Raw genomic sequence first — 16,244 nt, 5'->3', positions numbered from 1 at the left:
CACCGTTTCTCTTCCTATACCTGTTGGCTGGAGCCGCGCCGAATTGTTTGGCTTCCGGCACCAGCTATCACGGTATAGAAGACGACAGGACGAACGGCGTGAAACACGGTCTTTTCGAGATAAGGGAAAAAGCGAGGCAATTCATCGCCAGCGAAAATATGTCTGGCGGCACCCATTGGGAGGTGCTTGACCCGAATCTGAAGATTCAGGTGCCGAGATGCGCCGTCCCGTTGACGGCCAAATGGGTTCCCAAAACCTACGGCCTGTCCGCGCCGAATGTCGCCGTGACCTGCAGCAGGACGATCGACGGCAGTTCCGAAAGACATTGGGATGTCTTTGTTCCCGTCAGTTCAAAGCGATGAAAGCCGCTTCACCCAACTTCTAAAAGTTCTTCCAATGCTTTGATAATTCGTCGGTTTTGCCAATCGCGTGGATGACGCCATGCAGTTCCGCCAGGCCTTTGAGCCGCCCGATGAGCGAATAGCCGGGATTGGTCGGCTTATCGACATCGTCGCCGATCAGGTGCCCGTGGTCCGGGCGCATCGGAATCAGTTGGTCCGGCCGGCCATCGGCGCGGCGACGAGCCTCCTCCGCCAGAAGCGTGCGAAGGATCGCGTACATATCGCTGCGCCCCTCCAGATGGGCGGCCTCGACAAAGGAACCGTCCGGCTCAATCGCCACATCGCGCAGATGGGCGAAATTGATGCGCGGCGCAAATTCGCGGGCGATGGCGAGCACATCATTGTCGGCGCGCGAACCGAGGGAGCCGACGCATAGCGTCAGGCCGTTGGCGGGATGATCGACGCTGCTGACGATACGGCGGAGATCCGCCGCCGTCGAAACCACCCGTGGCAGGCCGAAGAGCGAAATCGGCGGATCGTCGGGATGGATGGCGAGCCGCGCTCCAACTTCGGCGGCGACCGGCACGACCTCGCGCAGAAAATTGTCGAGGTTCGCCTGCAGATCCTCCGCCGTCAGTCCCTCAAAGGATTCGATGGCGGCACGGATCGCCTCTCGCCCGTAGCTGTCCTCGCCGCCCGGAAGTCCGGCAATGATATTGCTCTCCAGCCGGCGAACCGCCTCCTCCGAAAGCCCCTTCAGCCGCTCTTCGGCACGCTGCAAAAGCTCTGGCCCATAGCTCGTCTCGGCACCTTTTCTGCGTAGGACGAAAATGTCATAAGCGACGAACTCCACCATGTCGAAACGCAGGGCAAGCGCCGTTGTCGGCATCTCGAAGCGCAGGTCCGTGCGCGTCCAATCAACCACCGGCATGAAGTTGTAGCAGATCGTCTTGATGCCGGCTCGGGCGAGATTGACCAGCGTGTCCTTCCAGACGCCGATCGCCTGAGTAGCGCCGGCACCACCGAGCTTGATGGCGCTCGGGACAGGGATCGATTCGCAGACGCTCCACCGCATGCCTGCCGCCTCCACGAGGGTCTTGCGCGCCTCGATCTCCTCGGGCGTCCACACGCGGGAATGGGAGATTTCGTGGAGTGCCGTGACAATACCCGTGGCGCCGGCCTGACGCGCGTGAACGAGTGGAACGAAATCCTTCGGCCCGAACCAACGCCAACAGCTCTCCATGCCATGTCTCCCTTATTTGTTGGTCAACATATCCATAAACCCGCGAAAGTCTATTATCTCCCGTGCTTGACATCCTTTATTGACCAACAATATCCTTTCGGCAGTTGGAGGACGCATGGCAATGGAAACCGCTGAGATCGAGGATAAGGGATCGGCGGTAGACCAGGTGGTCGACGCGATCCGGCGGCTGATGCGCGAGCGCAATCTCGGGCTCGGCGACGCCCTGCCCTCGGAAATCGAGCTGGCGGCGATGTTCAACAGCAGCCGCAATACCGTGCGCGAAGCGATACGCATCCTGAAGGCCTATGGCATCGTCGAAAGCCGGCAGAAGGTCGGCGCCGTCATCACCGACCGCCGCCAACAGGCGCTGATGGAACTGTTCTCCTTCGCCATCGACATGTCCGCCGAAAGCTTTTTGGACATCCAGGGGTTTCGTCGGCTGATCGAGGTCAATCTCTCCGATCTTCTGTTTCAGACCATCGACGAAGCCGCCATTGCGCGGCTGGAAGCCATCAACGACGCCATGAGACTTGCACCGGAACTGTCGGAAGCGGCGGAATTCGATTTCAAGTTCCACGCCGAGCTGATCAGCTTTGCCGACAACCGCACGCTGTCACAGGTCTATGGTATTCTGCAGCCGCTGCTGCAGCGACTGATGGAGGCCGGCAAGCGCTCCCGCGCCGCTGTGGAAAGCGCCCATGACGAACATTGCGATATCATCGCTGCCTTGAAAGAGCGGGATCGCATCGCCTATGCCTATCATATGAATCGTCATCTTCATGCCGGGCTGCAGTTCATCCAGCCTCCCAAAGAGCCACGGCAGATTTGACACAATCCATTTCATGACGGACCGCAAGCATGAAGAAACTGGCACTCGACACGGGCTGGACCGTTTCCCGCCTTCGCGCACCGTCCACGGCCCCCTCCCTGCCCGCGACGATCCCGGCCGCCGTGCCTGGAAATGTACATCTCGATTTGCTGTCGGCCCGGCTCATCACCGACCCTTATCTGGATGTCAACGAGATCTCCCAGGACTGGATCGGCCGCTCGGCCTGGCGCTATCGGGTAGCTTTCGACTGGGACGACGAAGAGGCGGATCGCGTCGATCTCTCCTGTCTCGGGCTCGATACGGCGGCGCGTCTGGAGCTGAACGGCACATTGCTCGGCGAGACCAGCAATATGCACCGCGGCTATCGGTTCGATATTCTCGAGCATCTCAAAGAGGGCCGGAACGAGCTGATCGTCGACTTCGATTCCGCCTATGCTCATGGCGAGGCAGTCCGCAGCGCGCTCGGTTCGGCCGCCGATATTCCGGCCAACTATCCCGGACCCGGCAACCTCATTCGCAAGATGGCCTGCAATTTCGGCTGGGATTGGGGGCCGAGCGTCGTCACCTCAGGCATATGGAAGCCGATCGCCATCGAGAGCTGGTCGAAGGCGCGTCTCGCCGTTGTCCGTCCGGAAATCGCTTTGCAAGGCAGTGACGGTGTCGCGCGCCTGCGCATCGAGATCGAATGGGCCGCCGAAGGCACGGATAGCGCCGCTCTCGTGATGTCGATCCGCGGCAAGCGATCCGAGGTCCGAATAGCGCAGGGCGAGACACATGCCCTCGTGGAATGCCGCATCGACAATCCGGAAATCTGGTGGCCGCATGGGCTCGGCGATCAGCCGCTTTACGATCTCGATCTTCAGCTTCTGGGCTCCGACGGAGCGACGCTGGATCGCTGGCAACGCCGCGTCGGCTTTCGCTCCGTGCGGCTCGACACCGCGCCTGATGACATCGGCTCCGCCTTTACCCTCGTCATCAACGACGTGCCGATCTTTGCCCGTGGCGCCAATTGGATTCCGGAGGATTGCTTCCTGCCGCGCGTGACGCGCGAGCGCTATCGCGTGCGGATCGCCCAGGCACGCGACGCCAATATGAATATTCTTCGCGTCTGGGGCGGCGGCATTTACGAGACCGATATCTTCTACGAAGAGTGCGATGCCGCGGGTATCATGGTCTGGCAGGATTTCCTCTTCGCCTGCGCCGCCTATCCGGAGGAGGAACCGGTCTATGGCGAGATCGAGGCGGAGGCGCGCGAGGCGATCACCCGGCTGATGCCGTATCCCTCGCTGGTGCTCTGGAACGGCAACAACGAAAACATCTGGGGCTATTTCGACTGGGGTTGGCAGGATGTGCTCGCCAATCGCCCCTGGGGCGCCGGCTACTATCTCGACCTGCTGCCGAAACTGGTCGCTGAGATCGATCCGACGCGGCCCTATTGGCCCGGGAGCCCCTATTCCGGCTCGATGGATATTGCGCCGAATGCCGACGAGCATGGCTGCAAGCATATCTGGGATGTCTGGAACGAGGTCGGATACGAGACCTACCGCAACTATATTCCGCGCTTCTGCTCAGAGTTCGGCTGGCAGGCACCGCCGACCTACGCGACACTTACCGAATCCGTGCGGGAGAAAAATCGAGCGCCCGCATCGCCCGGCGTCCTGCATCACCAGAAGGCGACCAGCGGCAACGACAAGCTGATCAAGGGATTGGAAGGTTGGTTTCCTGCCCCGGGAAACTTCGACGACTGGCTTTTCGTCACCCAGCTCAACCAGGCGCGAGCCATCAGCGTCGGTGTCGACCATATGCGTTCGCATCGCCCCGCCTGCATGGGAGCGATCGTCTGGCAGCTCAACGATTGCTGGCCGGTGACCTCCTGGGCGGCGATTGACGGTGCGGGTCGCAAGAAGCCGCTCTGGTACGCCCTGCGTAACAGCTATGCGCCGCATCTCCTGACGATCCAGCCGCGCGGCGATGGTCTCGCCGCGATCGCCGTCAATGATGCGACCCTGTTCTGGCGCGTCCCCTTCGCCATCGAGCGCTTCGATTTCAACGGCACGCTTCTCGCCCGCCACTCCGTCTGGCGCATCCTCTGCGACCGCTTCGAAAATGCCGAAATCCCGATTCCCAAGGATGTTGCGACGCCCGGCAATCCTGAGCGCGAGTTCCTGCGTGCCCGCCTCGGCGATACTGAAGCCTGGTGGTTCTTCGAAAAGGATATGAAGCTGCAATATCCGGAGCCTCGCTTCGAGCTTCAGGCCGAACAGATCGCCGACGGCATCGCCGTCACGATCACGGCGCAATCCTTCCTGCGCGATCTCTGCCTATTTGCCGACCGCATCAGTCCGAATGCCGAGGTCGACGATATGCTGGTCAACTTGATGCCCGGCGAGAGTAAGACGTTTCGCATCAAGGGCGTGTCGAAAGAGGCTTGGGACGATGCCGATCTTTCCTCTGTTGTTCGCACGGCCAATCAGGTTGCAGGTACAGCCCGGCCTCGATGATGCCGGTCACGGACCGAAAAGGGCGTTGCGAAACATTGCGATCGGAAACGGCAAATTGCCTCCTATGATCGAGCGGCGGCTTATGATCTAGTGTCGCTCACCCGACCCATGAATCAGCGAGACACCGGTTATGTCCTTGGAATCCAATCGCAGCTTTCAGACGCCACGGCGCGAAGAACTCGGTCTTTCCACGCTTTCCAATACTGCCGGCCTGTCGGTATCGGCGCTGCCGAACGGCACGCTGTTTGCCATCGACTTCGCTGACAAGCAGGGTGGCGTGATGATCAACCAGGTGCTGGGGTCGCCTGTCTATGGCGGCATCGGGCGCCTCTATCTGCGCGTCGGCGGCTCGCAGCCCGAGGTCGCCGAAATCGTTGGTCCGAAAGCTGCGGTGCGTTTCGGCCAGGACGAGGCGAGCTTTTGCTGGGGCGGCGAAACCGCTGGCATCAGGCATACGGTGCGGTTGCAGCTCCATTCCAACGAAAGCGCCTGGTTCTGGCAGGTTTCGCTTGAAAATACGACCGGCGACGCGCTTTCGGCCGATCTCGTGTTGGTGCAGGACGTCGGCCTCGGCGATCGCGGTTTCCTGATGAACAGCGAGGCCTATGCTTCGCAATATATCGACCATCATATTGCCGAGCATTCCGCCTTCGGCCCGGTCGTGATGAACCGACAAAATCTCAAGCAGGGCGGCGGGCGCAATCCTTGGCTGGCGCAAGGCTGCCTCGATGGCGCGGCCGCCTATGCCACGGACGCGATCCAGTTGGTGGTGCCTGCCCCAAGCGGCGATGCGCAGATGGTGCCAGGCTTTGGTGAAAGCCTGCCGAGCACGCGCCGACAGCACGAGGTCGCGTGCCCGGCAATCCAGTCGAAGCCGCTCACGCTCACGCCAAAGACTGCGGCAACCACAACATTCTTCGGCCTGTTCGTTGCCGATCATCCCGCAGCTTCCAGCGATGCCGACCTTGCAAGGCTTGATGTCCTACCGCAGGCCCCGAGCGAACTGGTAAAGACCGATATTGCCGGCGAAACGCCGGTTCGCAGCCTCGTGCAGGACGCGCCGCTGTTCGTGACCGAGCCTTTGGACGAAGCGACGATCGAGCGGCTTTATCCCAAGCGGATGCTGGAAGAACGCATCGATGGCCAGCTTTATTCCTTCTTCGTGCCGGAAGGCACGCTGAACCGCCATATCGTACTGCGTGAGAAAGAGCGTGTCGTCGCACGCCGTCACGGCGCCATCGTCCGCAGCGGCCAGAACATGCTGCTGGATGACCAGACGCTGGCCGCGACCTGCTGGATGCAGGGCATCTTTGCCGCTCAATTGACGATCGGCAATACCTCCTTCCACAAGCTCTTCTCGGTCTCCCGCGACCCCTATAATCTGACGCGGGCGAGCGGCCTGCGTATCCTCGTGGATTTCGGCGAAGGCTGGCGCCTCCTCAGCGTTCCCGCTGCTTTCGACATCGGGTTGAGTGATGTCCGCTGGATCTACCGGCTCGCCGGCCGGACCATCACGGTGACTGCAATTGCTTGCGGCGACGACCCGTCCATGCAGTGGAATGTTGCGGTCGAAGGCGCGGCCTGCCGTTTCCTGGTATTCGGCCATATCGTGCTCGGCGAACGCGACTATGAAGCCGTTGCAAACATCGAGATCGACGCTGCGGCCAAGCAGATCTCGTTCCGGCCCCAGCCGTCCTGGCTTTGGGATCGCTATCCGCAAGCCGCATACCACCTCGTCACCTCGACGCCGGATGTTTTCGAGGCGATCGGCGGGGATGAGCTTCTCTATAGCGACGGCACGTCTCGTAATGGCCCCTTCATCGCGCTCAAGTCGCGCCCGACCCAAAGCTTCAGCTTTGCCGTCACCGGATCGATGACCGACACGGCGGCGGGTGAGCGTCTTGCCGCACGGTATAAGGCTGGCGTCAGCAGTGAAGAGATGCTCGCTCCTGCACAGCGCTTCTGGAACCATGTGACGCGGGGCGCCCGCATCGACGGCGATGGGCCGGACCTTACCGCGCAGGCGGTGATGCTGCCCTGGCTTGCGCATGATGCGATCGTACATCTGAGCGTGCCGCACGGCCTCGAACAATATACGGGTGCCGCCTGGGGGACGCGCGACGTCTGCCAGGGACCGGTGGAATTCCTGCTCGCCTATGAACACGATGTCGAGGTGAAGCAGGTTCTGAGCACCGTCTTTTCCGAGCAATATCGCGACCGGGGCGACTGGCCGCAATGGTTCATGCTGGAGCCCTATGCCAATATCCGCGCCGGCGAGAGCCATGGCGATATCGTCGTCTGGCCGCTGAAGGCGCTCTGCGATTATATCGAGACGACCGGCGATCTTGCCTTCCTGGCCGAAACCGTGCCGTGGCGCGCCGACGACACGATGCAACGGACCGAAGAGACAGCGACGATTTCCGCGCATATCGATAAGCTGCTCGACACCGTGCGCAGCCGTTTCGTGCCCGGCACCAGCCTGATCCGTTATGGCGAAGGCGATTGGAACGACAGCCTGCAACCGGCTGATCCGCATTTGCGCGATTGGATGGTCAGCAGTTGGACCGTCTCTCTGCTTTACGAGCAAGTGGTGCGGTACGCCGCGATCCTGACGCTGTGCAGCCGCAGCGGAGAAGCGGAGGCGCTCGAGGAAACGGCCGCCGCCATGCGCAGCGATTTCAACCGCCTCCTGATGCGCGACGGCGTCGTCGCGGGCTACGGCGTCTTCGATCCGAGCCATGATGGCGTCGAGCTGCTGCTGCATCCGCAGGATACGCGCACCGGCCTGCATTATTCGCTGATCGCAATGACGCAGCCGATGCTGGGTGGCCTCTTTACGCCGGAACAGCGGCATGCGCACATGAAGCTGATCGAGGACAATCTCCTTTTCCCGGATGGCGTGAGACTGATGGAAAAGCCGGCGACCTATGCCGGCGGCCCCGAGACTTTGTTCCGCCGCGCCGAATCCTCGTCCTTCTTCGGACGCGAGATCGGGCTGATGTATGTGCATGCGCATCTGCGCTATTGCGAGGCGCTGGCTATCGACGGGGATGCCGAAGGCGTCTGGAACGCGCTGGCACTCGCCAATCCGATCGCGGTCAGCGGCCGGCTCGACCATGCATCGCTGCGCCAGCGCAACACCTATTTCAGCAGCAGCGACGCCGCGTTCGCTGATCGCTATCACGCGTCCGATGATTGGGGTCGCGTCAAGGCCGGCGACATCGCCGTCGATGGCGGCTGGCGCATCTATTCGAGCGGCCCCGGTCTCTATACGAAAAGCCTGATCAACAATGTCTTCGGCTTCAAACGGCACTTCGGCAAACGTAACCGCCAGCCGCTATTGCCGTCGTCAATTGCCGTTTCCAAGGTCGAACTAGATTTCGAAGCGTAATCGCGAAAGGAGCCGCTTGTTGCGGCTCCCTTCGAATTTTGCGGTAGGGCAGTCTTAGAGCAATTCCAGGAAAAGTGCGTAGCGGTTTTCCGTCCGGAATTGCGTGAAAACAAAGAGATAGAGCAGTTCCGCGATTCCGTGAAGCGCGGAACTGCTCTAGGCGATAGCCCCACCGACCTCTCAATAGCCGCTATCGTGCACTACGCCCATAATTTCGCCTCCTCGAGATACGCTCACGAGGAGATTATCGTCGCCGCGCGTCGCCTCAACCAGATAACGGACCCCGACGTCCTTTAAATTTCTGACTTGATAACCGCGCCGTTCCAGGAGGCGTATAACATCATCCGGACCGAAATTGTCGCGACGCTCGCCCCATCTGTTGGCTGCATCGTGATGTCGGTTCCAGGCATGAAGAAAATCGGACTCCGTTTGGTCCCGATCAGAGTAGTCGTCGCTCGACGATTGATCCTCGTGAACGACAACTTGAGCAATAGCGGGACTGACAAGGCCCATCGTAATTGCAGCCGCCACACTCAAGGCGATGAAGGTAACCCTCATTGGCATTTCCTCTGTCGTTTCTTTCCAATAGGAGAGCGATCTAACGCGCTCCCGGCACTGGTCCCTTCAGCTTATGTGCAGGCCTCTTGCGATGAGGCGCTTGGAGTTGGCTTGGCAGCAGACATGGCCTTCCGGCTCGCGCGCTGCATCCAACTCGCCCACTATGCTCACTGGTATTTTGCGTTGTGTTCTTATTTGTTACGAAATTTAACGGTCGCTGTGACTGAGCCATCAGGCGGCGCAGGAGATAGGCTGCGCCACAGAGGCAGAGCGGCGGTCGAGCGCGCCGCTCCAGAGGGTGAGGCCAAGGGCAGCGGCGACCAGGATCGCACCGACCCAGGGCGTGGCGCCGAGGCCAAGCGAGGATTCCACCACCAGGCCGCCGATCCAGGCGCCGGCGGCGATACCGAGATTGAAGGCGGCAATGTTCAGCGCCGAGGCAACATCGACCGCGGCTGGACGCACCTGACGGGCAAGCTGGACGACATAGAGCTGCAAGCCCGGCACATTTGCGAAGGACAGGAAGCCGAGAGCCGCCAGTGTCGGAATTGTCAGCCACGGCGAAACGGCCGTGAAGCTGAAAAGCACGAGTACGATCGCCTGAGCGATGAAGAGTCCCGTCAGCGCCTTGACCGGATTGCCGTTGGCAAGGCGGCCGCCGACGACATTGCCGATCGCGATGGCAACGCCGTAGAGCACCAGGATCAGGCTGACGGCGGAGGCCGCAAAGCCTGTCACTTCCTGCAGTATCGAGGCCAAGAACGTAAAGGCGACGAAGGTGCCGCCATAGCCCAGCGCCGTCATGGCGAAGACGATCAGCAGCCGGCCGCTTCCGAGAACGCGGATCTGCTCGCCGATACCGGCCGGCGGCGCCTTCTTCAGATTTGACGGCAGCAGCAAGGCAATGCCGGCAAAAGCGATGACGCCGAGGACGGCGACGGCGGCAAAGGTAGCCCGCCAGCCGAAGGTCTGGCCGATGAATGTGCCGAGCGGCACGCCGGTGACGATTGCGACCGTCAGCCCCATGAACATCATGGCAATCGCCGAGGCTCGGCGGTTTTCCGGCACGAGATCGGCCGCGATGGTCGATCCGACGGAAAAGAAGACGCCATGTGCGAAGGCCGAAAGCACGCGGGCGACAAGCAGCGGCTCGTAACCGGGGCTCAAAGCCGCCATGCCGTTGCCGGCGACAAACAGCGCCATCAGGCCGAGCAGCAGCGGCTTGCGCTCGATGCGGCCGGTAAGCGCCGTCAGGATCGGCGCGCCGAAGGTGACGCCAAGCGCGTAGACGCTGACGATGAGGCCGGCAAGCGGCAGGGTAATATGAAGATCGGTCGCGACCGTCGGCAGCAGACCGACGATGACGAATTCGGTTGTGCCGATCGCATAGGCCGCGATCGTCAAGGCAAAGAGAGCTGATGGCATGGGATGACCCGATCGAAAAAGGCAGTCGGCAATATCCGGCGGCACTGGTTCTTGTTCGGACAGAATATGGCCCCAAGACATTCGATCGATAATTAGCTACATAAACTCAACACTTGTGAATTGAATTCAAAGATAGAGGGAAGCGTGGATAATCGAGCCGGTGAAATGGACGTCTTCGCGCAGGTTGCCGAGCTTCGCAGCTTCTCGGCGGCGGGACGGAAATTGCGCCTGTCGCCGTCTGCCGTCAGCAAGCTCGTCACGCGCCTGGAGGACCGGCTCGGGACGCGCCTGCTCGTACGCACCACGCGCTCGCTGCAATTGACGCCGGAGGGAGAGGTCTATCTCGAGCGGGCTCAACGTATCCTCGCCGAAATACAGGAGACGGAGCGCATGGTGACTGCCGGAGGTGCCGCGGTCCCGCGCGGGCGTCTGCGCGTCAGCGCCTCCGTTGCCATCGGGGTGCGCTGCATCGTGCCGCTCATCCCGGATTTCCTGGCGCTCTACCCGGAGGTCGAACTCGATATTTCGCTCAGCGACAACATCATCGATATCGTCGGCGAACGGGCCGATGTCGCCATTCGCTCCGGACCATTGCGCGACAGTTCGCTGAAAGCCCGCAAGCTGCTTGAAAGACGACGCGTCATCGTTGCGTCACCGGCCTATGTGGCAAAACACGGCATGCCGGCGACACCGGACGATCTCGACCACCACAATTGCCTGACCTTTAATTTCCGCCCGACCGTCGAAGGCTGGCCCTTTCGCGATCCGGCCACCGGATCGGAATTCGTGAAACCGGTCTATGGCAATCTGCAAGCCAACAATGGACCGACGGTGCGCAGCCTCTGTCTCGCCGGTCTTGGCCTTGCCCGCGTCGGATATTTTCATGTGCAGCCGGATATCGAGGCCGGCGTGCTGGTGCCAGTGCTGGACGATTTCAATGCGGGAGATGTCGAGCTGATCCACGCCGTTTATGCCGGCCATGACTATCTTGCCGCCCGCATCCGCGCCTTTATTGACTTTCTGGCATCGCGAATCACGTAGAACGCTGACTATAAGATATGCAGAGGGCAGGATTTGGAGACGGCGCTTTATCTTCCGATCAAGAATTTCCTGGAAGCGGCCGGCTACACGGCAAAGGGCGAAATCGGCAGTTGCGATCTTGTCGGCCTAAGTGGCGACGAGCCGCCTGTCGTCGTGATCTGCGAATTGAAGCTGGTCTTTAATCTCGAACTCGTGCTGCAGGCGGTCGATCGGGCGGCGGCAAGCGATGAAGTGTGGATTGCTGCTCGCGTCTCGGCGAAGGGCAAGGGGCGAGAAAACGACCGCCGTTTTCGCGATCTCTGCCGCCGCCTCGGTTTCGGCATGCTGGCCGTCTCCGACAACGGCACGGTTGACGTCATCGTGAGCCCCGTCTCGCCGATGCCGCGCAAGAATGTCCGCCGGCGGTCACGTCTTGTCGAGGAACATAAGCGGCGCAAGGGCGACCCCGCGCTCGGCGGCAGCACGCGCGCACCGATCATGACCGCCTATCGCCAGCAGGCGCTTGCCTGTGCGATGGCAATCCAGAACGGACAACAGCGTCCTAGAGATATTCGCGCCAACGCTCCCGAAGCCGCAAAGATCCTGCAGCACAATGTCTATGGCTGGTTTGAACGCGTCGACCGCGGCATTTACGCTCTGACCGAACTCGGTTCGGAAGCGTTGAAGCGCTGGCCTCAGGCGGACGGCGCATAAACAATAAACGTGAAGAAATTCGGGCATTTCAACATTAAATTCTAGTAATGTCTTGCAAAATTGTAATATAAACATGATCAATATTTAATTTGTAAATCTCATCGGGCGGATCATATAAACATCCAGCGCCATTTCTTCTTTCTACTGCAAATTCCGCAGTAACTTCGAATAATCGCAGTTCTCCAGAAGGACTAGAAACGGCACTCCGTTCGACGCCTGGTTCCCGGCATGGGCCCAAGTCGCCATATCGCAACGATCTCGTAAGGGACATTTGCCATGTCAAATCTACTTCGCAAGCATCGCGCCGCAGCCATCGTCGGAGCGGCCATCATCGTCGGCGCAGGCGCCCTGCCCTTCGCCTTCAGCACACCCGCTGCCATAGCCGCCGCCGAACCCAGCGGTATCATTGCGCCAAGCGGTTCCTTCGCGTCGATCGTCGACGCCGACAAGCCGGCAGTCGTCACCGTCACCACGACGATGAAGGCCACCGACACCAGCGCGGATGTCGGCGACTCCCCGATGGATGAGCAATTCCGCCAGTTCTTCGAGAACCAGGGCATCCCCTTCCCGCAGCAACAAGCGCCGCAACATCGTCCATCGCAGCGCCCCATGGCACTCGGCTCCGGCTTCATCATCAGCGCGGACGGCGTCATCGTCACCAACAACCACGTCATTGAAAATGCCACCGACATCAAGGTGACGCTCGATGACGGCACCGAGCTGCCGGCCAAGCTCCTCGGCGCCGACGCCAAGTCCGATCTGGCTGTATTGAAGATCAAGGCGCCGAAGCCACTCGCCACCGTTGCCTGGGGTGATTCCGACAAGTTGAAGCTCGGCGACCAGATCCTGGCGATCGGCAATCCCTTCGGTATCGGTACGACCGTCACCGCCGGCATTGTTTCGGCCCGCGGCCGCGACCTGCACAGCGGCCCCTATGACGATTTCATCCAGATCGACGCTCCGATCAATCACGGCAATTCCGGCGGCCCGCTGGTTGACCGCGATGGCAATGTCGTCGGCATCAACACCGCCATCTACTCGCCCAATGGCGGCAGCGTCGGCGTCGGCTTCGCCATTCCCTCGGATGAAGCCAAGGCGATCGTCGCCAAGCTTGAAAAGAACGGCTCGATCGATCACGGCTATCTCGGCGTCGCCATTCAGCCGGTCACGGCCGATGTCGCCGCTGCCGTTGGCCTTTCGCAGCCGCAGGGCGCCTTGGTCGCGAATGTCAGCGATGGAACGCCGGCCGCTGATGCCGGTCTCAAGAGCGGCGACATCGTCACGGCCGTCGGCAGCGAAACCGTCAAGACGCCCAAGGATCTGTCGCGCCTGGTTGCCGATCTTTCTCCGGGTGACAAGCGGTCGCTCACTGTGTGGCGCAATGGCAAGAGCATCGATGTGAACGTCACTGTCGGCGGCAACGACGACAGTAAGCAGGCGGCCAACGACAAGGGTGACGGTAAAGTTCAGCCGTCCAACCAGCCGAGCATCGGCGTCGGTCTCGCCAACCTGACCCCTGATGTCAAGCAACAGCTAAACCTGCCGCAGAATGTCGAGGGCGCCGTTGTCGCCAGCGTCAATCCGGACAAGCCGGCAGCAGCAGCCGGCATCCAGCAGGGCGACATCATCGTCTCGGTCAACGACAAAGCGGTCCATAATGCCCATGAAGTCCAGAGCGCGGTCGCTGAAGCCGGCAAGGCAGGCCGCAAATCCGTCCTGCTCCTGATCCAGCGCGACGGCAACAAGACCTTCGTGGCTGTGCCGTTCGCAGCAGCATAAGCACCTTTAAAGGACAACTGCTGTAGGACCCGCGCCTCGTCTCCGTCATCGGAGGCGGGGCGCCGGCGTGTTTATTTGGCGTGATAGCGGCGGCAATTCTCCAGACATCGCGTTTTAAGCGACGGCGCAGCGAGGGAATTTTTGAACGGGAATATTGTCGTCAACGACTGATTTACGATGTCGCCACAGAAGACCGAGATACCACAGTCCCGCAACGGGACTTTCACTGATACATAACGATTTGCTCACACTGTAGCAAAGCGTGGATTGTGAGGGACAGATGTACAAGGCGGCAAGTGGACAACAGGTTGCGGCTACGGTACCGGCGGATGCCGAAGAACCGGTTGCGCACGCGCACTTGGCGGATGAGCTTCCGCAGTCCAGCGAGCCCAGTCTTGCCGAGCGTTACGACTGGCTCGAGGCCATGATCAACCATGTGCCCGACTACATCTACGCAAAGGATCTGGAAGGCCGATTCCTCTTCGCCAATAGGGCCATTGTCCTGAACAACGGACTTGAGCGCATAGAGGATATGGTCGGGCTGACTGAATCCGATATCCATCCTTCGGCGGCGGCTGATGCCATAGCTGTCATCGAGCGACGCGTCATGGAGACCGGCGAACCCGATCTTGGATTCGAGGAGCGCCGCCTGAGAGGCGAAGGCTGGCTGATGATGTCGCGCGTTCCGCTCAGGGATAAAACCGGAAAAGTGATCGGCGTCGTTGGCGCATCGCGGGACATCTCGGCCCGTAAACGCGGGGAAGCCCTGATGAAGGCCCAGGCGCAGCTCCTCAAAGCGGTCGCAAAGGGAGTACGCCTTGACCCATTCCTCAGCGACGTCGCCGATCTGCTCGAAGAGGTCATCCCCGGTACGGCCACCGTTATTCTCCTGCACGATGAAGGCGCCCAGGAACTCCATATCGCGGCGGCTTCCCCATCCGCACGCACCGCTTCGGTCTTGCCGGCAGACATCCTCGACAATCCGGCATCATGGCGCCGCCTTGCAATCTCGTCGGGTGACGGCGGACAGCACGGCGTACTCGCCCTCCGAATATCCTGCCATGAAGCAAGCCTGTGGGAGTTCCTGACGGGCGTCGCACAGACGGTCGGTATCGCGATCGACCGTCACTATGACGCCGAGCGCATCACCTTCCTTGCGGAGCACGATGCCCTGACCGGATTGCCGAACCGTACGCTGCTCGACCGAAAGCTCGATGATATGCTGCGGCGGGCCAATAAAACGTCGCGGAAAGTCGCGGTCGTCTTCCTCGACATCGACAATTTCAAACTCGTGAACGACAGCCTCGGCCATGCGGCCGGCGACGAGTTGCTCAAGATCGTGGCGAACCGGATCTCCGCGGAGATCGGACACGGCAATATGATATCGCGCATTGGTGGCGACGAGTTCATTCTGGCGCTGGAGCAGACCGAGGAAGACTTCGTCTCGTGGCTGGCGCGGATTCGCGAAGCCGTCGCAAGGCCACTTACTTTGGCGGGAATGAACCTGCAGCTCACCTGCAGCATTGGAATGGCCTGCTTTGACATGCATGGCAAAACGGCCACGGAACTGTTCGCCAACGCAGATATGGCAATGTATCGCGCCAAGGAGAACGGCCGGAACAGCATCGAGGTGTTCGATCCGGCAATGGCGGAGAGTGCACGGCAGAAACTCGGACGTTCCGAGGAGCTTAGGCGCGCAGTGGAACGGGATGAGTTCGTCCTGCACTTCCAGCCGCAAAAAGATATGATCTCCGGCGAGATTATCGGCGTAGAGGCGCTCGTGCGCTGGAACCATCCGACCGACGGGCTCGTCTTCCCCGGAGACTTCATTCCGCTCGCCGAGGAGTCTGGCCTCATCGTTCCGATCGGAGAGGCCGTCCTGCGGAAAGCCTGCAGCCAGGCGAAAAAATGGCAGGAACAGGGGCTCCCTCCTGTGAAGATCGGCGTCAACATGTCCGCCCGGCAGTTCCAGGAACATGGCATGACCCGGCAGGTGGCCGCGGCCCTCGCCGAGAGTGGTCTTGAACCGCAGTGGCTCGAAATCGAGGTTACCGAGAGCCTTCTGATGCGTGACGTGCAGGGAGCGATCATGAAAATGCACGAACTCAACGCCTTGGGCGTCAGTCTCGCGATCGACGATTTCGGCACGGGTTATTCCAGCCTGAGCACGCTGAAACGCTTCCCGTTGTCGCGCCTCAAGATCGACCGGTCGTTTATCGCCGATATTCCGGACGATGCCGACGACATGGCGATCACATCCGCGATCGTCTCGCTGGCGCGATCGCTGGAACTCGATGTGATCGCTGAAGGCGTGGAAACGGAAGAACAGGCCCGCTTTCTATCGCGGGCCGGATGCCATGCCATCCAGGGATACCTGTTCAGCAGACCCATTCCGGCGGAAGAGGTCACGCGCATAATGCGCAAGCAGCCTTAAAGTCTTTGT

At 60.7% G+C, this 16,244-nt stretch carries 11 protein-coding genes; 8 read left to right on the top strand and 3 right to left on the bottom strand.

Annotation, left to right across the window (positions count from 1 at the left end; translation table 11 throughout):
- Positions 1–47 precede the first annotated feature (47 nt).
- A complete protein-coding gene (locus GGD50_RS14440) occupies positions 48–362 on the top strand; it encodes a hypothetical protein (RefSeq protein WP_246451199.1) in 315 nt (104 codons plus the stop codon).
- Between the two features lie 19 nt (positions 363–381).
- On the opposite strand, the gene uxuA is transcribed toward GGD50_RS14440, so the two are convergent.
- Positions 382–1,584 carry a mannonate dehydratase gene (gene uxuA, locus GGD50_RS14435; protein WP_183938038.1) on the bottom strand — a complete coding sequence of 401 codons (1,203 nt, stop codon included), beginning with the start codon at positions 1,582–1,584 and terminating at the stop codon, positions 382–384.
- A 115-nt stretch (positions 1,585–1,699) separates the two neighbouring features.
- Between uxuA and GGD50_RS14430 the strand changes: the two genes are divergently transcribed.
- From GGD50_RS14430 to GGD50_RS14420, 3 genes are all read left to right on the top strand, one after another.
- The gene (locus tag GGD50_RS14430) at positions 1,700–2,413 is read left to right on the top strand and encodes a FadR/GntR family transcriptional regulator (RefSeq protein WP_183938036.1); all 714 of its coding nucleotides are present in this window, start codon (positions 1,700–1,702) and stop codon (positions 2,411–2,413) included.
- 29 nt (positions 2,414–2,442) lie between these two features.
- A complete protein-coding gene (locus GGD50_RS14425; RefSeq protein WP_183938034.1) occupies positions 2,443–4,914 on the top strand; it encodes a glycoside hydrolase family 2 protein in 2,472 nt (823 codons plus the stop codon).
- Positions 4,915–5,044: 130 nt separating this feature from the next.
- Positions 5,045–8,305, top strand: a complete 3,261-nt coding sequence (locus GGD50_RS14420; protein WP_183938032.1) for a GH36-type glycosyl hydrolase domain-containing protein — start codon at positions 5,045–5,047, stop codon at positions 8,303–8,305.
- A gap of 180 nt (positions 8,306–8,485) precedes the next feature.
- On the opposite strand, the gene GGD50_RS14415 is transcribed toward GGD50_RS14420, so the two are convergent.
- Both GGD50_RS14415 and GGD50_RS14410 read right to left on the bottom strand, forming a co-directional pair.
- Positions 8,486–8,863 carry a hypothetical protein gene (locus GGD50_RS14415; protein WP_183938030.1) on the bottom strand — a complete coding sequence of 126 codons (378 nt, stop codon included), beginning with the start codon at positions 8,861–8,863 and terminating at the stop codon, positions 8,486–8,488.
- A 231-nt stretch (positions 8,864–9,094) separates the two neighbouring features.
- Complete coding sequence (locus GGD50_RS14410; protein ID WP_183938028.1) at positions 9,095–10,288, bottom strand: MFS transporter; 1,194 nt, start codon at positions 10,286–10,288, stop codon at positions 9,095–9,097.
- A gap of 144 nt (positions 10,289–10,432) precedes the next feature.
- Here GGD50_RS14410 and GGD50_RS14405 point away from each other — a divergent pair, with 144 nt between their 5' ends.
- From GGD50_RS14405 to GGD50_RS14390, 4 genes are all read left to right on the top strand, one after another.
- A complete protein-coding gene (locus tag GGD50_RS14405; RefSeq protein WP_183938026.1) occupies positions 10,433–11,329 on the top strand; it encodes a LysR substrate-binding domain-containing protein in 897 nt (298 codons plus the stop codon).
- A gap of 33 nt (positions 11,330–11,362) precedes the next feature.
- Positions 11,363–12,022 carry a DUF2161 domain-containing phosphodiesterase gene (locus GGD50_RS14400; RefSeq protein WP_183938024.1) on the top strand — a complete coding sequence of 220 codons (660 nt, stop codon included), beginning with the start codon at positions 11,363–11,365 and terminating at the stop codon, positions 12,020–12,022.
- 276 nt (positions 12,023–12,298) lie between these two features.
- A complete protein-coding gene (locus GGD50_RS14395) occupies positions 12,299–13,801 on the top strand; it encodes a DegQ family serine endoprotease (RefSeq protein WP_183938022.1) in 1,503 nt (500 codons plus the stop codon).
- A 280-nt stretch (positions 13,802–14,081) separates the two neighbouring features.
- A complete protein-coding gene (locus GGD50_RS14390) occupies positions 14,082–16,235 on the top strand; it encodes a putative bifunctional diguanylate cyclase/phosphodiesterase (RefSeq protein ID WP_183938020.1) in 2,154 nt (717 codons plus the stop codon).
- Positions 16,236–16,244 lie beyond the last annotated feature (9 nt).

Source organism: Martinezella paranaensis, assembly GCF_014200235.1.
GTDB classification, from domain to species: domain Bacteria; phylum Pseudomonadota; class Alphaproteobacteria; order Rhizobiales; family Rhizobiaceae; genus Rhizobium; species Rhizobium paranaense.
Note: the sequence above shows the minus strand (reverse complement) of the source record. Positions and strands in the feature narration are given on the sequence as shown.

Excerpts from the sequence above, each read along its gene's own strand:
- uxuA (WP_183938038.1), bottom strand. The coding sequence starts at position 1,584 with ATGGAGAGCTGTTGGCGTTGGTTCGGGCCGAAGGATTTCGTTCCACTC.
- GGD50_RS14430 (WP_183938036.1), top strand. The coding sequence starts at position 1,700 with ATGGCAATGGAAACCGCTGAGATCGAGGATAAGGGATCGGCGGTAGAC.
- GGD50_RS14425 (WP_183938034.1), top strand. The coding sequence starts at position 2,443 with ATGAAGAAACTGGCACTCGACACGGGCTGGACCGTTTCCCGCCTTCGC.
- GGD50_RS14420 (WP_183938032.1), top strand. The coding sequence starts at position 5,045 with ATGTCCTTGGAATCCAATCGCAGCTTTCAGACGCCACGGCGCGAAGAA.
- GGD50_RS14415 (WP_183938030.1), bottom strand. The coding sequence starts at position 8,863 with ATGAGGGTTACCTTCATCGCCTTGAGTGTGGCGGCTGCAATTACGATG.
- GGD50_RS14410 (WP_183938028.1), bottom strand. The coding sequence starts at position 10,288 with ATGCCATCAGCTCTCTTTGCCTTGACGATCGCGGCCTATGCGATCGGC.
- GGD50_RS14395 (WP_183938022.1), top strand. The coding sequence starts at position 12,299 with ATGTCAAATCTACTTCGCAAGCATCGCGCCGCAGCCATCGTCGGAGCG.
- GGD50_RS14390 (WP_183938020.1), top strand. The coding sequence starts at position 14,082 with ATGTACAAGGCGGCAAGTGGACAACAGGTTGCGGCTACGGTACCGGCG.